The following is an 18,108-nucleotide window of genomic DNA, read 5'->3' as shown; positions in this document are numbered from 1 at the left end:
CGACCATGCTTCAGGCATCTGCGGAATGGCACACGGAACACGGCCACAAATATCTCGTCCAGTTGTGCAAGCATTTCGCTCACAAGATCGAGACCTCCTATTCGGAAAACCATGGGGAGTGCCGCTTTTCCTGCGGCACCGCCATCCTCGATTCGGACGATTCCGGCTTGAAGATCCTGGCGACGGCCGCCGACGAGGACCAGCTCGCCGAGACGAAATCGGTGATCGAAAGGCATCTCGTGCGCTTCGCCTTCCGTGAGAATCTGGAAGGCCTGCAATGGAAGACGCTGGGCCGGGCCGCCTGACGCCCCTTTCCGCCGAACCATATCCACAAGACGGTGAAAGAATGAATTTGAGAATGATCGCGGCATCTGCCGCTTTTGTGTTTTCGGCAATCGCCGTTGACGCCGCGGAAATCTCGACCGCCAAGGGGCCGGTCACGATCGCGGAGACGCCCGAAACGGTGGCTGTTTTCGACATCGCCGCGCTCGACACGCTCGACCGCCTCGGCGTCAAGCCGGCCGGCGTGCCGGAAAAGCTGTTCGTCTCCCAGCTGGAAGACCTCAAGCAGGGCGCCGAAATCGTCGGCGATCTCTTCGAGCCCGATCTCGAAGCCCTGAGCGCCCTCGGACCCGACCTCATCATCGTCGGCGGCCGATCCTCGACCAAGGCGGAAGCGGCCGCGCAGGTGGCGCAGACTATCGACATGACGATGAACGGCGACGACCTGATCGCCCAGGCCAAGGAAAGGCTGGCGACCTATGGCGCCCTTTTCGGCAAGGAAGACGAAGCCGCCCGGGCAGCCGGCGAGCTCGATGCCCAGGTCCGGGCAGCAAAGGCAGCCGTCGCCGGCAAGGGAAAAGCCCTCATCGTCATGACCAACGGGCCGAAGGTCACGGCTTACGGCCCTGGTTCGCGCTTCGGCTGGGTGCATGCCGCCCTCGATCTGCCGCCCGCCGTTCCGGATGTGGAAGCCGCAAATCATGGGGAGGCGGTCTCCTTCGAGTTCATCCGCAACGCCAATCCCGACTGGCTGCTGGTGCTCGACCGCGCCTCCGCCATCGGCTCCGGCGAACAGGGCGCCAAGGCGACGCTGGACAATGAGCTCGTCGCCCAGACAACCGCCTGGAAGAAAGGCCAGGTCGTCTACTTGCCGGCCGCCGAATTCTACATCGCCGCCGGCGGCGTGCAGTCGCTGCAGCGGGTCATGGCGACGGTCGCGGAGGCCTTCGCCGCCTCCGAATGAGCGCCGCAACCGAAAAACATCCTTCCGGAACGGCGGCGATCGCGGGCCTCGGGCTCGCGATCCTCTTCGTCCTGAGCCTCTTCGTCGGCGTCGGCGACATGCCTCTCGGCCGCCTGCTGTCGGACGCTGATGCTCTCGAACTTCTGCTGGTGAGCCGCCTGCCGCGGACCCTGGCCGCGATCCTCGCGGGTGCCGGCCTCGCGATCGCCGGCCTCATCATGCAGACGCTCGCCCGCAACCGTTATGTCGAGCCGTCCACCGCCGGAACCGCCCAGAGCGCCGAGCTCGGCATCCTTCTCGCCACGCTTCTCTGGCCCTCGGCAAGCCTCGCCCTCAAGAGCCTCGCGGCCGGCGCGGCCGCCCTTCTCGGCACCTCCGTCTTCCTGATGACCGCGCACCGGCTGCCGCCGACCCAGCCGTTTCTCGTACCGCTCTTCGGCCTCGTCTACGGCGGCGTCATCGGCGCGGCGGTCACTTTCATCGGCTGGCAGGCGGATCTTCTCCAATATCTTGCCGTCTGGACCAATGGCGATTTTTCCGGCGTGCTGCGCGGCCGCTACGAGCTTTTGTGGATCGGCGCGCTCATGGTCGCCGTCGCATGGTTCATTGCCGATCGCCTGACGATCATGACGCTCGGCCGTGATGCCAGCGTCGGCCTCGGCATCGATTACGCCCGCATGATGCAGCTCGGGTTGCTCATCGTCTCGATCGTCTCCGCGCTCGGCGTCGTCGTGGTCGGGATGATCCCCTTCGTCGGCCTCGTGGTGCCGAACATCGTCTCCCGGCTGATGGGCGACAACCTGCGCGGCACGCTTCCCGTCGTCGCGCTGAGCGGCGCGGCACTCGTGCTCGGCTGTGACATCCTCGGCCGGCTGATCCGCTATCCTTACGAAATCCCGGTCGGCACGGTCATGGGCGTCGTCGGCGGTTTCATCTTCCTCTGGCTCCTTTTCCGCCGCCCCGCCCATGCCTGACCGCCGCCTCCTCTATCTCGGCCTGGCCGCCCTCCTGTGCGTCGCAGCCTTCATGACGATCGGGCTTCGCGGCAATATCGGCTTCGTGCTCGGCCTGCGCGCCGCAAAGCTTGCCGCACTCCTGCAGGTGAGCGTGTCGATCGCCGCCTCGACGGTGATCTTCCAGACCGTCACCGGCAACCGCATCCTCACACCCTCGATCATGGGGCTCGACGCGCTCTACCTCTTCGGGCAGATGCTGCTGGTCTTCCTGCTCGGCGGCATGGGCTATGCCGCGCTCGACCCGCAATTCAAGTTCGGCGGCGAAGTGCTGGTGCTGATGGCGCTTGCGACGGGCCTCCTGCTGCCGATGCTCCGGCGCCGTGTGGACATGGGGCTGATGCTGCTCGCCGGCGTCATCTTCGGCGTGCTGTTCCGCAGCCTGCATTCGCTGCTCGCGCGCCTGATCGACCCCAACGACTTCGCCGTCGTCCAGGGCGCGAGCTTCGCCAATTTCAACGACGTGCGCACCGACCTGCTCGTCTTCGCAGCCGTGCTGACGCTCGTGGGCGCCGCCATCGCCTGGAGGGCACGGCACGTTCTCGACATCGTCGCCCTGGGACCCGATGCCGCGACCGGGCTGGGAGTGACATGGGCAAGGACGGTCACCGGCCTGCTGCTCCTCGTTTCCGCGCTCGTCGCCGTCTCGACGGCGCTCGTTGGACCCGTCGCCTTCTTCGGGCTGCTGGTCGTCGCCGTCGCCGAACGCCTCGTCGATACGCGGCGCCATGCCGTGCTGTTGCCGGCGGCGGCGCTGACGGCCGTCTTCATCCTGGTCGGCGGCCAGACGCTTTTCCAGCACGCCCTCGGCAACAGCTCGACGCTCGGCGTCGTCATCGAGTTCGCCGGCGGCCTCGTCTTCCTTCTTCTGCTCGTTCTCGGGAGCCGCAAATGATCCGGATAGAGAATGTCTCCTTTCGGCATGGCCCGACAAAAATCCTGCACGACATCTCGCTCACCATTTCGAAAGGCGGCATAACCGCCCTCGTCGGGCCGAACGGCGCCGGAAAATCCTCGCTGCTGTCGCTGATTTCGCGGCTGCAGACGCTCCAGGAAGGAAGCATCACCATCGACGGCCTTCCGGTCGATACGACGCCGAACCGGGAGCTCGCGAAGGTCATCGCCATCCTGCGGCAGGATTCGATCGTCGCGAGCCGGCTGAGGGTCCGCGAACTCGTGGGCTTCGGGCGGTTTCCCCATGGCCGGGGCAGGCTCACCGAAGAGGATCGGGCGATCGTCGGCCAGTCCCTGCAGCAATTCGACCTTGCCGATCTCGCCGACCGCTTCATCGAAACGCTGTCCGGCGGCCAGCGGCAGCGGGCGCTCGTCGCCATGGCCTTCTGCCAGGGCACGGACTACCTGCTGCTCGACGAGCCGCTCAACAATCTCGACATGTATTACGCCCGCGAGCTGATGCGGTCGCTGCGCGCGATCGCCGACGAAAAGGGAAAGACGATCGTCATCGTGCTGCACGACATCAACCAGGCGGGCGCCTATGCGGACCGGATCGTCGCGATGAAGGACGGCCGCCTCATCGCCGACGGAGCGCCTGCGGAACTCCTCAACACGGACATTCTCGAGAGCGTGTTCGGCTTCCGCATGCCGGTTGAGGTCGTCGATGGCAAGCCGGTGGCATTGCATTTCCGGTAGGAGGAAGCCGTGCCGAAGCCGGTCATGCCGACTGCCAGAACGACGGTCACAACGCTCAAAATATGAGCCAGTTGATCATCCGGGGCATCCACGGCATAACCGGTCTTAAGGAACCGGGATGATGCAGATGGACCAGACATTCGATATCGGCGCGCGGCTCAACGCCATGCGTCTGGCGGCGGGCCTTTCACAGCGTCAGCTTGCGGAGCGGGCGGGCGTGCCGCATGCTCAGATCTCGAATGTGGAGACCAACAAGGTCAGCCCCTCCGTCGCGACGTTGCGGAAGATCCTGAGCGGCCTCGGCGTCGGCATGGGCGACTTTTTTGAACCGGAGCGCAGCCCTCCCAAAGGTCCGTTCTTCTCGGCGCATGAACTCGTAGACCTGACCTCGAAAGTCGCTGCCTTGCCGATTTCCGGCGGTGGGGACGGCGCCCTCGTCTTTCGACAGATCGGCGATGCGCGGGCGCACAACCTCCAGATCCTTCATGAGGTCTACGAACCGAATGCGGATACCGGCGACACGCTTCTGCAGCATGCCTCGTCCGAGGGAGGTTATGTGGTCGAAGGCGAACTGGAGGTCACCGTGGGCGAGGAAGTCCGCGTGCTGAAAGCCGGCGAAGCCTATCTCTTCGACAGCCGCGTGCCGCATCGCTTCCGCAACCTCTCCGGCCGCCGCACGGTCGTCATCTCCGCCTGCTCCCCGCCCTATCTGTAATTCCTCGACGGCCCTCTTGCTCAAAATAATGAGCATCGCTATAGCTTGATCATCGACATCAGGGGAATTTTGCGATGACCGTTTCCAGTGATCTTCATTCGCGTCAAAAGGCTGCCGTGGCGGGCGGCGTCGGCACCCGCGCCATCTTCGCGGAAAAGGCGCTGAACGCCGAGCTCTGGGACGTGGACGGCAAGCGCTTCATCGATTTCGCGGCCGGCATCGCGGTCAACAACACGGGTCATCGCAATCCCGTCGTGATGAAGGCCGTCGCCGAACAGGCCGAGCGCTTCACCCATACCTGCTTCCATGTCGCGCCTTACGAAGGTTATGTGAAGCTTGCCGAACGGCTGAACGCGATTGCGCCGACAGGGGCGGAAAACCGCACCATGCTGGTGACGACCGGCGCCGAGGCTGTCGAGAACGCCGTCAAGATCGCCCGCGCCCATACCGGCCGCGCCGGCATCGTCGCGTTTTCCGGCGCCTTTCACGGCCGCACCATGCTCGGCATGGCGCTGACCGGCAAGGTCATGCCCTACAAGAAGAATTTCGGCCCCTTCCCGGCCGATATCTACCACGCCCCCTTCCCGAACCCCTATCTCGGTTTGTCCACGGAAGAGGCGATCGCCGGCCTTGAGCGCCTGTTCGCGGCCGATGTCGATCCGGAGCGGATCGCGGCCTTCATCGTCGAGCCGGTCCAGGGCGAAGGCGGCTTCAACGTCGCGCCGAAGGAATTCCTCGTTCGCCTGCGCGAGATCGCCGACAAATACGGCATCGTGCTGATCGCCGACGAAGTCCAGGCCGGCATGGCGCGTACGGGAAAGATGTTCGGCTTCGAGCATGCGGGCGTCAAGCCCGACCTGGTGACGATGGCGAAGGGCCTCGCCGGCGGCTTCCCGCTGTCGGCCGTCACCGGCAGGGCGGAGATCATGAACGCGGCCCATCCGGGCGGGCTCGGCGGCACCTACGCCGGCAATCCGCTCAGCGTCGCCGCCGCCAATGCCGTGCTTGATGTGATCGAGAACGAGAAGCTTTGCGAACGGGCCGCCGAAGTCGGCCGCAGGATCACCGATCGCCTCAATTCGATCGCGTCGCGCCAGGGCATGGAGCGGATCGGCGAGGTGCGCGGCCTCGGTACGATGGTCGCATTCGAACTGGTCGAGGATCGCCAGTCGAAAGCCGCATCTCCGGCGATGACCAACCGGATCGTCGCCGAAGCGGAAGCCCGCGGCCTCATCCTGCTCTCTTGCGGAACACGGCTCAACGTGATCCGGTTGCTGCCGCCGCTGACGATCGAATGGGATGTCCTGGAGGAAGGATTGAACATTCTCGAAGCTTCGATCGAGGCCGCGTTTTCGGATACCGCCGCTTCGGCGGCAGCCTGACCGGCTATCCCGAAGACAAGGCGGAAACCAGAAAGGGAAAAACGCATGAACGGCGCCGATATGCTGTGTGATGTCCTGCTCGCGAACGGTGTCGATGTCTGCTTCGCCAATCCGGGAACATCCGAAATGCACTTCGTCGCGGCGCTCGACCGCAAGCCGGAAATGCGCTGCATCCTCGGGCTTTCGGAGGGCGTCGTGACCGGAGCGGCTGACGGCTATGCCCGCATGGCGGACAAGCCGGCTGCGACGCTTCTCCATCTCGGGCCCGGTCTCGCCAACGGCCTTGCCAACCTCCACAACGCGCGCCGCGCCCGCACGCCCATCCTCAACGTGGTCGGCGATCACGCCTCCTATCACCTGCAGTACGACGCGCCGCTGACGAGCGACATCGAAAGCCTCGCCCGCCCCATGTCCCACTGGGTCGGACGCGCCGCCGGCGCCCACGACATCCGCCGCTGCACCGAGGAAGGCTTTGCAGCCTCGATCGCCCGGCGCGGCGTCTCCACCATGATCCTGCCCGCCGATGCCGCCTGGGGCGAGGTCTCGCCGGAAACGCTTTCCCTCGTGGATATCCCTGCGCCGCCGCCCGTCGATCCGGAGACGTTGAAGGCCGCAGCAGCAGCACTGCGCAGCGGCAAGCGGACGGCCATCATTCTTGCCGGACGGGCCATGCGCGAAAAGCCGGTCTCGACGGCCGGACGGATCGCCGCCGCCACCGGCGCCGCCCTCTTCTCGACCTCCTCGGCCAGAAGCGCACGCGGTGCCGGGCGCGCCCTGGTGCGGCCCGTCCCTTATAATATCGAGCTGGCCATCGAGGCGTTGAAGGAATTCGAGGTGGCGATCTGCATCGGCGGGCCGCGGCCCGTCACCTTCTTCGCCTATCCGGGCAAGCCGAGCACGACGCTGCCGCCCTCCTGCGAGGTCATCCAGCTTGCCGAACACGAGCATGACCTCGCGAACGTCCTCGACGCGCTGGCCGACGAGCTGGGCGTCAGGCCGAATGCCGATTTCGCGCGCAATCCCTTCCGGCAGAACGACATCCAGGTTCCCGGCGGCGCCTTGACGCCCGACGCGATCAGCCTCGCGATCGCCCGCCATCTCCCGGAAAACGCCATCGTCATCGACGAGGCTCTGACCTCGATCGGACAGCATTCCGCCCTCGCCCCCGGCCTTCATCCGCACGATCATCTGCCGATCACGGGCGGCTCGATCGGCATCGGCATCCCGCTTGCGACGGGTGCGGCGATCGGCGCGCCCGACCGGAAGGTTGTGGCGATGCAGGCGGACGGCAGCGGCATGTACACGGTCCAGGGCCTCTGGACGCAGGCCCGCGAAGCGCTCGACGTCGTCACCATCGTCTTCGCCAACAGCGCCTACAAGATCCTGCAGGGCGAGATGGTGAATGTCGGCGTCAACTCCTTCGGTGTGAACGCCCGCAAGATGCTCGACCTCGACCAGCCGAAGCTCGACTGGTGCTCGCTCGCCAAAGGCCTCGGCGTCGAATCCGGCCGCGCCACGACCGTCGAGGAATTCGTGAAGCTCTATACCGGCGCGCTTTCCCGCAAGGGACCGTTCCTCATTGAAGCCGTCATGGCGTGATCACGCCGTCGCGGTCGCCGCGACCATGATCATCTCGACCTTCATGTCCGGGCTTGCGAGCCGCGCCTCGAAACAGGCGCGCGCCGGCGGAGCCATGCCGGAGACCCACTCGTCCCAGACCTCGTTCATCGCGGCGTAATCGCCCATGTCCGCCAGCATGATCGCGCAGAAGATCAGTCCCTGCTTGGCGCTGCCGATCTCCGCAAGCCGGCCTTCGGCCTTGGCGAGAAGCTGCCGCGTCTGCTCCGCGACGCCGAGCGAACCGTCATAGGGCGCCTGCGGCGTGCAGGCGAAGTAGCCCGTGCCCTGATGGACGACGGCGAGGCTGCCGCGCTTGCCGACGCCGAAGCGCTCGATGATCGAGGAGAAATCTGCGGTCATGATCTTGCTTCCTGCTTACTTGGTGATGACGAAGACGGATTCGGGCGTCCAGCTGATGCAGCACTCTTCGCCTTCCTTGATGATGACGACGTCGGCGCCGAGCACGCGGACCCGCATCGTCACCTCCCCTGCGCGGCCGATGACCAGCGCGTTGTCGCCGTAGTTGACGATCGTCTCGACCGTCATGCGGACGTTCCTGCGCCCCTCGATCGGATTGCGCGACAGCTTGATATGCTCCGGGCGGATCAGCAGCGTCACCTTCTGGCCGTCGGACAGGGCGTTGTCGGCGCCCGCATAGTCGAACGCGCCGAGCGCCGGGTTTTCGGCGGTCTTCCCCGCCGCGCTGGAGATCGTCGCGGGAATGAGGTTGCTCTCGCCGATGAAGGCAGCGACGAAGGAGGTCTGCGGCCGATGATAGATGTCGAGCGGCGCGGCCGCCTGCTCGATCCGGCCTTTCTCGAAGACCACGATGCGGTCGGACATGGACATGGCTTCCGACTGGTCGTGCGTGACGAAGATCGTGGTCACTCCAAGGCTTCGCTGGATGCGCTTGATCTCGATCTGCATCTGCTCGCGCAGGTTCTTGTCGAGCGCGCCGAGCGGCTCGTCGAGGAGCAGGAGCGACGGTTCGAAGACGAGCGCGCGGGCGAGCGCGACGCGCTGCTGCTGGCCGCCGGAAAGCTCCTTCGGATGGCGATGGCCGAAACCCTTGAGGCCGACGAGCGACAGCATGTCCTCGGCTTGGCGGAGGCCCTGGGTGCGGCTGACGCCGCGCATCTGCAGCGGAAAGTAGACGTTCTCGACCGCCGTCTTATGGGGAAAGAGCGCGTAGTTCTGGAAAACGATGCCGATATTGCGCTCATGCGGCGCGAGCTGTGAAATCGACTGCCCGCCGACCTCGACCGTGCCGGCGCTCGCCTTTTCGAAACCCGCGATGATCATCAGGGTCGTCGTCTTGCCGGAACCGCTCGGCCCCAGGAAGGTCACGAACTCCCCCTTGTCGACCGAGAGGCTCACATTGTCGAGCGCCGTGAAATGCCCGTAGGTCTTGGTGATGTCGGAGAGTTGCAGATAGCTCATGGAAAGTCCTTGGGATCAGTGTGCGCCGGCAGGCCGGCTCGGCTTGGGAGCGCGGCTGCGAAGCGCGCTGACGAAATAGGGAGCGGCGATGCCGATCAGCACGAGGAAGAACAGCAGCGTCGAGATGACGGCGATCACCGGATCGGCCTCCTGCCGGATGCTGTCGAACATCTTGCGCGGCAGGGTCGCCGCATCGCGGCCGGAGATGAAAATCGCCACGACGGTTTCGTCGAACGACTGCACGAAGGCGAAGAGCGCGCTGATGATCAGGCCGGGCCTGAGGATCGGCAGGGTGATGTGCATGAAGGTTTTCGTCGGGCTGGCGCCGAGGCTCTGGGCCGCGCGCTCCAGATTGCGGTCGAAGCCCTTCAGGTTGGCGGAGAGGACGAGGAAGGCGATCGGCACCGACAGGCAGGTATGCGCCAGGATGACGCCGAGATGGCTGTGCACCAGCCCGAGATCGCCCAGATAGGAATAGTAGCCGACCGCCATGACGATATGCGGCACCGCAAGCGGCATCAGCATCATCAGGTCGGCGAAACTCTTGCCGCGGAACTTGTGGCGCACGAGCGCAAAGGTGGCCGGCACGACGAGGATCATCGTCAGGATCGTGGTCGCCGTGGCGATCAGGATGCTGTTCCAGGTCGGGATCAGCCAGTCCGGATTGGTGAAATAGGCACGGTAGTAACCGAGCCAGTATCCCGGCGGCGGGAACTGCAGCGAGTTCGCGCTCGAAAACGACATCGGCACGACGATGACGAGCGGCGCGGCGATGAAGATCACGACCAGAATGCCGGTCCAGCGCATGAAGAGGTTCATGATCGGTCAACCCCAGAGTTTGTCGAGGCCGAAGCGGCGATGATAGATGGTGAGGATGATGAGCGTGACGACCAAGAGCACCATCGCCATCGCCGAACCCATGCCGAATGCCAGGAATTCGTCGATCTGGTGTCCGATCAGGCCGGCGATCATCTGCTCGCGCGGGCTGCCGAGCAGCACCGGCGTCACGTAGAAGCCGAGGCAGATGACGAAGACGAGCACCGATCCGTTGGCGATGCCCGGCGCCGTCAGCGGCAGGTAGACATGCCGGAACAGCGACCAGCCCCTGGCGCCGAGGCTTTCCGCCGAGCGGATCAGCACCGGATCGATCTTCTTCATCACCGAATAGACGTTCATGATCATGTAGGGCGCGAGGATGTGCACCATGGCGAGCGTCGAGGAAAAGCGGGTGAAGAGAAGCTGCGGCGGCTGTTCGATGCCGATTATCTGCAGGAAGGCGATCAGCGGGCCGTTGTTGCCGAGCAGCACCATCCACGAATAGGTGCGCACCAGGAAGCTCGTCCAGAAGCTCATGGTGACGAGCAGCAGGATCAGCATCGCCGTGCGCGGCTTGGAATGCGCCATCAGATAGGCGAGCGGGTAGCCGACCGCGAGGCAGCAAAGGGTCACGAAGGCGGCGGTCAGGAAGGTGTTGACGAAGACGCGCTGATAGAGCGCTCCGGTCAGCACCCGCTCGTAATTCGCGAGCGACACGCGCGGCTCCGTGAAGCTCATGATCGCCACGTCGGCGAGCGGCACGACGAAAAAGATGAGCATGTAGATGCCCAGCGGCGCCAGCAGAAGCCAGGGCCAGAGATTCGTCTTTTCCGTCAATTTTGAAAGGCTCATGCCCATTGCCGTTCCCTTCTTGGCAGGCAAGGTCGTTACGGCATCGCGCGGTCTTGGAAGCGATGCGCCTTGTGGACGCACGAATGATGCTCCAGCTCTTTTGAATCCGCGCATCGGCCCGAAATCGGTTTCGGTTTTCGGGCCGATGCGCTTGTGAGCGCGATGCCGGTCAGCAGATCACATCGATCCGGGAGAGCGGATCAGCTTGCGACCCACTCCTCGAAGCGTTCGGCAAGCTCTGCCGGGTCGATGCCGAAGTTCGCCATGTCCTGCTCGAACGTGAGCGGATAGTTCTCCGGCGAAGTCGGCATGCGCTTGGCGTCCTCGGCGCTGACGAACTCGTTCGAAGCCGGGTTCAGCGCGCCGTAATCCGCCGCCTTCGAGAAACCGGCGAGTGGCTTGGCGCTGGTGGCGAACTCGACGAACTTCTTGGCGTTTTCCAGATTGGGCGTGTCCTTGGCGACGACCCAGTAGGCCCGCTCGATCTCGCCCTGATTCCAGGTCATCGCCACCGGCGCACCCGCCTTCTCGGCCTCGAAATAGCGGCCGTGCCAGATGCCGATCATGTCGATCTCGCCGTCGCGCAGGATCTGCGTCGACTGGGCGCCCGCCGTCCACCAGACACGGACATGCGGCTTGATCTTGTCGAGCGACTTGAAGGCGCGGTCCACGTCGAGCGGATAGAGGTCCTTCACCGCGACACCGTCGGCCAGAAGCGCGATCGGGATGACGCGCGAGGCGTAACGCTGCAGCGAGCGGCCGCCCGGGAATTTTTCGACGTTCCAGAAGTCCGCCCAGGTCTTCGGGGCTTCCTTGTACTTGTCGGTACGCCAGGCGAGGATCGTCGCGAAGGCGTGCGAAGCGACGCCGTTTTCGAAGAGGCCGCCTTCATAGGGCGCCTCCAGCTCCTCGATGATGCCGGCCTGGTTGGCGCGCACCAGTTCGCCGCCGCCGAGCGTGGTGACGTCGAATTCATAGGTGCCCGTCTTCACCTGCTGGGCGAGCTTGGCGAAGGAGACCGGAGAAACGGTCTTCACCTGGATGCCCGTTTCGGCGGTGAACGGATCAATGAGATTGGCCTTGGCGGCAGCCTCCCAGGGGCCGCCCCAGGTGTTCACGTACAGGATCTTCTCCTGGGCGCGAACGATATAGGGCGCGGCAAGCGAGGCCGTGACGGCGGCGCCGGCCGTCTTCAGGAAGCGTCGGCGGCTGGGCATGAAAAAGGTCTTCATTCCGGTCATGGTCAGTTCTCCTCTTTATGGTTTTCTGAAAGTGGCTTCGTAGAGCCGGAGCCAGTTCTTGTGGGTGATCTTCGCGACCTCTTCTTCCGAGAAGCCCACGGCCCTGAGGCCGTCCGGGATCACCTTGATGTCCTCGACCTTCTGGAACCATTCCGGCGGTGCGGCCTTCAGCGGCTTGCCGGCGGCGCTCGCGCCGTAGTCCTCGCCGCGGGTCCAGCGGCCCTTGCGCATCCAGGCGTAGTCGGGGGCGGTGAAGTTGTGGCTCTTGTCGGTGCCGATCGCGACGGAATCGATGCCGGCGATATCGACGGTGCGGGCGACCATGGTGCACCAGGCCTCGATCGACGCGCAGAACTCGTCGCCGGTGATGTTGCGGTAGGCCGCGCAGCCGATCACGCCGCCGGTGTCCTTCAGCGCCCGGATGACGTCGTCCGACTTGTTGCGCTTGTGCATGAAAAGCGACTGGGCGTTGGCATGCGTGACAGCGATCGGCTTTTCGGAAACCTTGATGGCGTCAAGCGTCGTGCGGTCGCCGACATGGCTGCAATCGACCAGGATGCCGGCCGCATTCATCTCGCGCACCACTTCCCTGCCGAAGCGGGCAAGGCCCGAATCCTCGGCCTCGTAGCAGGAGCCGCCGAGCTCGTTCTGGTTGTTGTAGGTGAGCTGCACGACGCGCACTCCGAGTTCCGCGAACATCTCGACGAAGCGGATACGGCCTTCGAACAGGTTGCTGTTCTGAAAGCCCATGATGATCGCGAGCTTGCCGGCATCGGAAATGCGGGTGATGTCGCCGGCCGTCAGCGCGATCTCGGCGATGTCGGAATTCTCGCGGACGAGATCGCGCCAGCGGCCGATCGAATCCATGGATTCCACGGTGCCTTCCCAGAAGCCGCAGGTGTTGACGACGCCGCCCACCGTTCCCTTGAGCAGGGTTTCAAAGGCTGCGCGATCGAAATGCCCGCATTGCAAACCGTCGATGATCATGATCTCGCACTTTCTTTTTGGGGCTGGGCTTTTTGAGGCTGGGCTTTTTCAGGCTGGGCCTGTTCGCGTTCGGAAAGCCTGGATGCCAGGAAGCTGACATCCGTTTCGTCGTCATTGTCCTTGCGGCCGATGATCGTGCCGTCCTCGTTGATGATCATCGGGCCGGCGTGTCGGCGGGAGACGACGCTGTCGGTCGCAAGCGCCTGCTTGGCGAGATGATAGATGCGCCACCACAGATCCGCCTCGATATCGGCGCCGTTCTCCAGCAGCGACCAGAGGAGCGGATCATCCTTGCGGACATCGCCGGTAACGGCCGCGGGAGCCGCCTTGAGCACGTTGCCGGCAACGGTGATCTGAAGCCCTGTCCGCCCGCCGAGGCTGGCGGCGATCGCCAGTTCCGCCGAATCTGCGGCACTGGCCACCGTAAGCTCCGCCGATCCGAAACGCCGGGCGAGCTCGCCCAGAAGATCGATCGCCGTCGGCACCACGAACCACGCGTGTTCGCCTGCCGCATCGAGGCTCACCCGGTTGCCATCTTCGGCCGCGATCGAAATCCGGGCCGGATCGGCGTACTTGAAGCTTTCGAAACGCTCCTCGAACAGGGCGAAACCGCCAAGTCCGAGTTTCTGCGAGTACATCGGGAAATCGCCGACGGTGAGGAAGAAGCCTTTCGGTAGGCTGGTGAGCGAGAATATGCGCTCGGACATCAGCCGCATTTCGCGGGGCATCACGCGCATGGAGGTATTGGAATGCGAAGAAGTCATAGAACAGGTTCCGCCGGATAGTACCAGGTGCCGGTGTAGCCGGAGCGCAGATCGTCCGGCGTCGGCGCGCCGTGATAGAGCACGCCGCGCAGGTTGCGGCTCAGGAAGTCGCGGGTCTTGTCGATGCCGTGGATGCCGACATTCATCAGCCGCACGAGGTCGATCGGCACGAAGGCTTCCGCGTTGATGTTGGCGCGCGGCGTGTGATAGCCGAGGCCTCTGAGGCTCTGGACGCGCGCCACCATGAAGCGATGTTCCGGATGTTTCATCAGGAAGCGGGCGATGCTGAGCGCAGGCGCCGCCTTGGCGAGATCGCCATGAAGCGCCTGGATGCCGCCGCAGACGTCGAGGCCGAGATCGAGCGCATCGGGCACTTCCTCGCGCGCGCCGCGGCGGGGCTCTTCCGCCGTCTCGGATTTGTACCAGACATATTTGTAGGCGTCGGGACCCGACATGTCGGCATCGAGCGCCCACCGGTATTCCTCGCGGATGAGGTTTGCGAGGCTCTCCACGGTTTCCGCCGGCGAGACGTTGAATTCGTCGGGCGCATGAACCGCCTCCAGCAGGCGATCGGCCTCCTCCGGAACGAGTTCGATCAGCAGCGACAGGAAGGTCTCGTAGGCTTCCGGAACCAGTTCGGCTTCGAACTCGAAAGCCAGGATGTCGAGCGGATAGTCCGCCTTGCGGCCCAGCACCGTCCCGCTGCGGCGGAACTCCTCCAGCGCGTCGACGAGCTTTTCGAGATCGGCCGCCACCTCGGCGCTCGAGGCGAAGGTTTCGTAGACCATCCGGTCCTGCTTGCGGAAGACGATCGCCTGGGCGAGGAGTTCGACAAGCCTTGCAACGCGCGGGTCGGCTGGCGTGAGCTTCAGCCCGCGCGCCATGGCAATCGCGTTTTCGCGCGCCGCGATCAACCCGTCGATCAGCCGCGGATGCTTGTGCACGAAGAAGATCAGGCCGAGCGCGGAACCGTTGCCGACGCCGATATAGCGGCGCAGTTTCGGATCGAGCCGTACCGCCTTGTCGGACCGCTTGGCAGCCAGGTGCTCCACGAGATCGCAGGAGAATTCCCGCATCAGATAGGCGGTCAGAAGCTGCGCCTGCAGGACGCCGCCGAGCGCATGCCGGGCGCCGAGGGACGGGAACGAGCGCGTCCCGAACGTGCCGTTGCCGTCGAGCCCGGTATTGCGCATCAGGTAGCAGACCTTGGCGAGATCGGCCACGTCGGGCTGCCGGCTTCTAGCGAGCGCTTCGAGCGTCTGGTCGAAGACGCGCATCGAACGGTTGGAGCGGCACCAGATCAGCGTGCCCGGCGTTGCCCGGCCCGTATAGAGCTTGGGGATTTCGCGCCGGGCGGTTTCGATCTCCGCCTCCGTCGCCGGTCCCTCGATCAGGGCTCCCATCATGTCCCAGGCCTGGCCGATGATACGGCCTGTGCGCGCGGTGCGGCTCGGAGGCCGGGAAAAGCCGATGAAGGAGAATTCCTGATCCGGCGCCTTGATGGAATAGACGACCGTGCCTTCGGCGTTTCCATCCACGTCGAAAAGGACGTTGGAAATGTCCCAGCGCTCGCGGATCATCTTGTTCATGAAGGCCCGTGTGCCGCTCAGGCGGCTCGGCTGGATCGCCGCCAGCCGCGCGGTCTCCATTACCTTGTGGCCCGGTCGTGGCAGCGGCTTCGCTGCCTGTTCGGAAGTCGCGGTCATGACCGTCAACGTTCTCCCTGCTGCATTTTCGTGATTGTGCGGGCCGCATCGAGAAGCGGCTCGCGGAAGGTTTCGAGATCGAAGCGCATCTCCGGCATGACCAGCGAGACGGTCGACGTGCATTTGCCGTTGAGGTCGAAGATCGGCGCCGCGATCGCGATGACCCCGCTATGGGTGTAGCCGCTCGACAGTGCGTAACCGTTGGCGCGCGCTTCCTGAAGAAGCGCGTCGGCAGCAAGCGGCTCGCCGCTTTCTTTGAGGCGCGCAAGCGTCAGATCGTCCGCGAACGCGGTGAGGATACGGCCGGATGCGGAGCCTTCCAGCGACATGGTCGTGCCGATCTTCTGTTCCGCACGCAGCACGCTTTCGGACTCGACACGCGAGACGATGCAGGGAACTCCCCGGTCGAGCACCGCCAGCGAAGCGGTCTCCTTCACCCGATGGACCAGCATTTCGAGCACCGGCTGGACGCGCGTGCCGAGACTGGCCTGTTCCAGCGCCGCCGCCGCGATCCGGCAGGCATGCATCGAGAGCCGGTAGCGCATCTCCTGGTCCTGTTCGACCCAGCCCGCCTCGATGAGCGTCAGGAGGCGCTGATAGGCGGTCGGCCGCGACAGTTCCATGGCGGCGGCGATCTCCGGCAGCTTCATGCCGCGGGCGCTCGACGCGAGTACGTCCAGAACCGCCATGGTCTTCAGCACCGTCGAGAGGGGACGGACGCCGCCACTTTCCTCTTGTATTCTATTTGAATATTCTGTATCCATAGAGAATATGATTTGCTGAGAATTGCTCTCTGTCAACCGCGCTGACGGAGGTTTTGCCGCGCTTTTGCCGGGCTGCGGCCCTAAGCTATTATTTTTCTTGGAAAATTTTTCGCCTCATATGCGTGTTGGAGGCATGGCTTCTCTTGTGAGAGGCGAATTCGGCAGCAGCTGAGGAGAGGTTTCGCGGCTGGCGTCGGAAGCCCTTCCTGGATTTCAACGGCCGAAAGCCCGCCGCGAAGGTCCGCTGGCGGGCTTTGGCAGATCGGATTGCGACCTATCGATCGATCGCCGTCAGCGATTTTTCCGGACGGTTTCCAGCTTGGTCTGCCAGACGGGGCTGATCTGGAACCCTTCGATGTCCGCCCGCTGGGCGACCGAATCGGTGACCTGCGAGATCGGCTGGATTGCCGGAATGCCCTCGGCATAAAGCTGCTCGATCTCGTGATAGAGCTTTGCCTGGGCGGCAGGATCCGGTTCCTGCAATGCGGCCTCGATTTTCTGATTCAGCTTGTCGTCCTTGAAGGATACGCGCCAGCCCTGAAGACCGGTCAGCTTCGCCTCGTCCCGGTTGTCGGGATTGTAGGCAAGGCTGCGCATGTCGCCGTCCGGATGGGAGATCTGGCCGCCGCTGCGGCCGACGATCAATTCGAAGTTCCGCTCCCGCATCGGGCCGTAGACCTGTTCGCCGCTGCCGGTCAGGATCTTGGCCCTGATGCCGCCCTGGGCCAGCATGCTCTGCAACGCCACCGCCAGATTGTCGAACGGCGGCTCGGAGAGCGTGCGGATCGTCAAATCCAGGCCATCGGGATATCCCGCCTCCGCAAGCAACCCCTTGGCCGCCGCCACATCCATCTTGATCTCGGGTTCGTAAGGCTCTTGCGCAAGACCGACCTGGATCGGGCTGAGATGCCTGACGCCGTAATAGGGCATCACCGTCCTGTTCAGCCCGTCGTAGTCGATGAGCTTCAGAATGGCTTCGCGAACCTTGGCTTTCGCGAGGTTCTCGTTCTTCAGAGACATCGCGAGATAGTAGAGCCCGTTGCCGGTCGCCGTCGTGACCTTGACGTCCTTGTTGCTCTCCAGCGATTTGAGATCGGCGGCGCCGAGCGAATAGGCGATGTCGAGATCGCCCTTCTCGATCAGCAGGCGCTGGCTCTGCGCCTCCGGAATATGCCGCATCAGGACACGGGTCATGGCCGGCGCCGGCCCCCAGTAATTGTCGTTGCGGGCGAGGATCGCCATTTCGTTCGGCCGCAGGGATTGCATGGTGAAGGCACCGGTGCCGGCGGAATTCGTGGTAAGCCATGCCGCACCGAGGTCTCCCGCCTTCTCGTGGCCGAGGACTTCCTTCTTGTCGAGCACGCTTCCCGTTCCGGCCATCGCGAGCGTCATCAGGATGATCTGCGGATCGATCGGCTGCAGGATGGCGATCTCGACGGTTTTTTCGTCGACGGCGCGGAAACTCTGCGCTGCATTCTCGGCGGTATAGCCGCGCAGCCGAAGGTTCGTCGCCTGCGCCTGGTTGAGCTTCAGGACGCGCTCCAGCGACCATACGACATCGTCCGCAGTCACCGGATTTCCCGAGGCGAAGCGCAGGTCCGGCCTGAGACGAAACCGGATCGACCGGCGATCGGCGGCGACTTCCCAGCTTTCCGCCAGGGCGGGGATGACCTTGGACCGCTGGACCGGATCGATGCCCACCAGCCCGTCGTAGAGATTGGCGAGGATCTGCACCCTCTCCTTGCTCGACGATCCCGCGGGATCGAGGGTCAGCACGTTGGACATGGAAAAGCCGATCACGAGCTGGTTGGCCGGCGTTTCAGCCGAGGCCGCTCCGTGCATGGACGTGAATGCGATGATGGCGCAGGTCGCGCCGAGAAACAGGCTGCGTCGTTTCATGTTACCTCCCGTT

18 protein-coding genes are annotated in these 18,108 nt (G+C 64.3%); 8 read left to right on the top strand and 10 right to left on the bottom strand.

Annotated elements, in window-relative coordinates; genetic code table 11:
* Positions 1–5 precede the first annotated feature (5 nt).
* The 8 genes from QTA58_RS13305 (at position 6) to QTA58_RS13270 (ending at position 7,605) form a co-directional block, all read left to right on the top strand.
* Positions 6–305 carry a DUF2218 domain-containing protein gene (locus tag QTA58_RS13305; protein ID WP_289669202.1) on the top strand — a complete coding sequence of 100 codons (300 nt, stop codon included), beginning with the start codon at positions 6–8 and terminating at the stop codon, positions 303–305.
* Between the two features lie 53 nt (positions 306–358).
* On the top strand, positions 359–1,246 hold the full coding sequence (locus QTA58_RS13300; RefSeq protein ID WP_289669201.1) for a siderophore ABC transporter substrate-binding protein: 888 nt from the start codon (positions 359–361) through the stop codon (positions 1,244–1,246).
* A complete protein-coding gene (locus QTA58_RS13295; protein ID WP_289669200.1) occupies positions 1,243–2,220 on the top strand; it encodes an iron chelate uptake ABC transporter family permease subunit in 978 nt (325 codons plus the stop codon). The genes QTA58_RS13300 and QTA58_RS13295 overlap by 4 nt, the downstream gene beginning before the upstream one ends.
* Positions 2,213–3,154 carry an iron chelate uptake ABC transporter family permease subunit gene (locus QTA58_RS13290; RefSeq protein ID WP_289669199.1) on the top strand — a complete coding sequence of 314 codons (942 nt, stop codon included), beginning with the start codon at positions 2,213–2,215 and terminating at the stop codon, positions 3,152–3,154. Before QTA58_RS13295 ends, QTA58_RS13290 begins: the two co-directional genes overlap by 8 nt.
* Positions 3,151–3,909, top strand: a complete 759-nt coding sequence (locus QTA58_RS13285) for an ATP-binding cassette domain-containing protein (RefSeq protein WP_289669198.1) — start codon at positions 3,151–3,153, stop codon at positions 3,907–3,909. Before QTA58_RS13290 ends, QTA58_RS13285 begins: the two co-directional genes overlap by 4 nt.
* 127 nt (positions 3,910–4,036) lie before the next feature.
* Positions 4,037–4,624: a cupin domain-containing protein gene (locus QTA58_RS13280; protein WP_289669197.1), complete on the top strand. Its 588-nt coding sequence runs from the start codon at positions 4,037–4,039 to the stop codon at positions 4,622–4,624.
* A gap of 74 nt (positions 4,625–4,698) precedes the next feature.
* A complete protein-coding gene (gene gabT, locus QTA58_RS13275) occupies positions 4,699–6,006 on the top strand; it encodes a 4-aminobutyrate--2-oxoglutarate transaminase (protein WP_289669196.1) in 1,308 nt (435 codons plus the stop codon).
* A gap of 45 nt (positions 6,007–6,051) precedes the next feature.
* Positions 6,052–7,605, top strand: a complete 1,554-nt coding sequence (locus QTA58_RS13270) for an acetolactate synthase large subunit (protein ID WP_289669195.1) — start codon at positions 6,052–6,054, stop codon at positions 7,603–7,605.
* Here QTA58_RS13270 and QTA58_RS13265 read toward each other — a convergent pair whose 3' ends face one another.
* The 10 genes from QTA58_RS13265 to QTA58_RS13220 all read right to left on the bottom strand — a co-directional run bounded on the left by QTA58_RS13265 (position 7,606) and on the right by QTA58_RS13220 (position 18,095).
* A complete protein-coding gene (locus QTA58_RS13265) occupies positions 7,606–7,986 on the bottom strand; it encodes a RidA family protein (protein ID WP_289669194.1) in 381 nt (126 codons plus the stop codon).
* Positions 7,987–8,001: 15 nt separating this feature from the next.
* The gene (locus tag QTA58_RS13260) at positions 8,002–9,066 is read right to left on the bottom strand and encodes an ABC transporter ATP-binding protein (protein WP_289669193.1); all 1,065 of its coding nucleotides are present in this window, start codon (positions 9,064–9,066) and stop codon (positions 8,002–8,004) included.
* 15 nt (positions 9,067–9,081) lie between these two features.
* Positions 9,082–9,885 carry an ABC transporter permease gene (locus tag QTA58_RS13255; protein ID WP_085420534.1) on the bottom strand — a complete coding sequence of 268 codons (804 nt, stop codon included), beginning with the start codon at positions 9,883–9,885 and terminating at the stop codon, positions 9,082–9,084.
* A gap of 6 nt (positions 9,886–9,891) precedes the next feature.
* On the bottom strand, positions 9,892–10,740 hold the full coding sequence (locus tag QTA58_RS13250) for an ABC transporter permease (RefSeq protein ID WP_289669192.1): 849 nt from the start codon (positions 10,738–10,740) through the stop codon (positions 9,892–9,894).
* A gap of 194 nt (positions 10,741–10,934) precedes the next feature.
* Complete coding sequence (locus tag QTA58_RS13245; protein WP_289669191.1) at positions 10,935–11,975, bottom strand: ABC transporter substrate-binding protein; 1,041 nt, start codon at positions 11,973–11,975, stop codon at positions 10,935–10,937.
* Positions 11,976–11,990: 15 nt separating this feature from the next.
* Positions 11,991–12,962 carry a membrane dipeptidase gene (locus tag QTA58_RS13240; protein WP_289669190.1) on the bottom strand — a complete coding sequence of 324 codons (972 nt, stop codon included), beginning with the start codon at positions 12,960–12,962 and terminating at the stop codon, positions 11,991–11,993.
* Positions 12,959–13,726, bottom strand: a complete 768-nt coding sequence (locus tag QTA58_RS13235; protein WP_289669189.1) for a hypothetical protein — start codon at positions 13,724–13,726, stop codon at positions 12,959–12,961. Before QTA58_RS13235 ends, QTA58_RS13240 begins: the two co-directional genes overlap by 4 nt.
* Positions 13,723–15,432, bottom strand: coding sequence for a hypothetical protein (locus QTA58_RS13230; protein WP_289669188.1), 1,710 nt, complete (start codon positions 15,430–15,432; stop codon positions 13,723–13,725). Before QTA58_RS13230 ends, QTA58_RS13235 begins: the two co-directional genes overlap by 4 nt.
* Positions 15,433–15,437: 5 nt before the next feature.
* On the bottom strand, positions 15,438–16,196 hold the full coding sequence (locus tag QTA58_RS13225) for an IclR family transcriptional regulator (RefSeq protein ID WP_341850261.1): 759 nt from the start codon (positions 16,194–16,196) through the stop codon (positions 15,438–15,440).
* A gap of 291 nt (positions 16,197–16,487) precedes the next feature.
* Positions 16,488–18,095, bottom strand: a complete 1,608-nt coding sequence (locus QTA58_RS13220) for an ABC transporter substrate-binding protein (RefSeq protein WP_289669186.1) — start codon at positions 18,093–18,095, stop codon at positions 16,488–16,490.
* Positions 18,096–18,108: the final 13 nt, after the last annotated feature.

Origin of the sequence: Neorhizobium sp. CSC1952, assembly GCF_030378245.1 — a bacterium.
In the GTDB taxonomy this organism is placed as follows: Bacteria; Pseudomonadota; Alphaproteobacteria; order Rhizobiales; family Rhizobiaceae; genus Neorhizobium; species Neorhizobium oryzae_A.
The sequence above is the reverse complement of the archived record's forward strand: the minus strand, read 5'-3'. Positions and strand labels throughout refer to the sequence as shown.

Excerpts from the sequence above, each read along its gene's own strand:
- QTA58_RS13305 (WP_289669202.1), top strand. The coding sequence starts at position 6 with ATGCTTCAGGCATCTGCGGAATGGCACACGGAACACGGCCACAAATAT.
- QTA58_RS13300 (WP_289669201.1), top strand. The coding sequence starts at position 359 with ATGATCGCGGCATCTGCCGCTTTTGTGTTTTCGGCAATCGCCGTTGAC.
- QTA58_RS13295 (WP_289669200.1), top strand. The coding sequence starts at position 1,243 with ATGAGCGCCGCAACCGAAAAACATCCTTCCGGAACGGCGGCGATCGCG.
- QTA58_RS13290 (WP_289669199.1), top strand. The coding sequence starts at position 2,213 with ATGCCTGACCGCCGCCTCCTCTATCTCGGCCTGGCCGCCCTCCTGTGC.
- QTA58_RS13285 (WP_289669198.1), top strand. The coding sequence starts at position 3,151 with ATGATCCGGATAGAGAATGTCTCCTTTCGGCATGGCCCGACAAAAATC.
- QTA58_RS13280 (WP_289669197.1), top strand. The coding sequence starts at position 4,037 with ATGGACCAGACATTCGATATCGGCGCGCGGCTCAACGCCATGCGTCTG.
- gabT (WP_289669196.1), top strand. The coding sequence starts at position 4,699 with ATGACCGTTTCCAGTGATCTTCATTCGCGTCAAAAGGCTGCCGTGGCG.
- QTA58_RS13270 (WP_289669195.1), top strand. The coding sequence starts at position 6,052 with ATGAACGGCGCCGATATGCTGTGTGATGTCCTGCTCGCGAACGGTGTC.
- QTA58_RS13265 (WP_289669194.1), bottom strand. The coding sequence starts at position 7,986 with ATGACCGCAGATTTCTCCTCGATCATCGAGCGCTTCGGCGTCGGCAAG.
- QTA58_RS13260 (WP_289669193.1), bottom strand. The coding sequence starts at position 9,066 with ATGAGCTATCTGCAACTCTCCGACATCACCAAGACCTACGGGCATTTC.
- QTA58_RS13255 (WP_085420534.1), bottom strand. The coding sequence starts at position 9,885 with ATGAACCTCTTCATGCGCTGGACCGGCATTCTGGTCGTGATCTTCATC.
- QTA58_RS13250 (WP_289669192.1), bottom strand. The coding sequence starts at position 10,740 with ATGGGCATGAGCCTTTCAAAATTGACGGAAAAGACGAATCTCTGGCCC.
- QTA58_RS13245 (WP_289669191.1), bottom strand. The coding sequence starts at position 11,975 with ATGACCGGAATGAAGACCTTTTTCATGCCCAGCCGCCGACGCTTCCTG.
- QTA58_RS13240 (WP_289669190.1), bottom strand. The coding sequence starts at position 12,962 with ATGATCATCGACGGTTTGCAATGCGGGCATTTCGATCGCGCAGCCTTT.
- QTA58_RS13235 (WP_289669189.1), bottom strand. The coding sequence starts at position 13,726 with ATGACTTCTTCGCATTCCAATACCTCCATGCGCGTGATGCCCCGCGAA.
- QTA58_RS13230 (WP_289669188.1), bottom strand. The coding sequence starts at position 15,432 with ATGACCGCGACTTCCGAACAGGCAGCGAAGCCGCTGCCACGACCGGGC.
- QTA58_RS13225 (WP_341850261.1), bottom strand. The coding sequence starts at position 16,196 with ATGGATACAGAATATTCAAATAGAATACAAGAGGAAAGTGGCGGCGTC.
- QTA58_RS13220 (WP_289669186.1), bottom strand. The coding sequence starts at position 18,095 with ATGAAACGACGCAGCCTGTTTCTCGGCGCGACCTGCGCCATCATCGCA.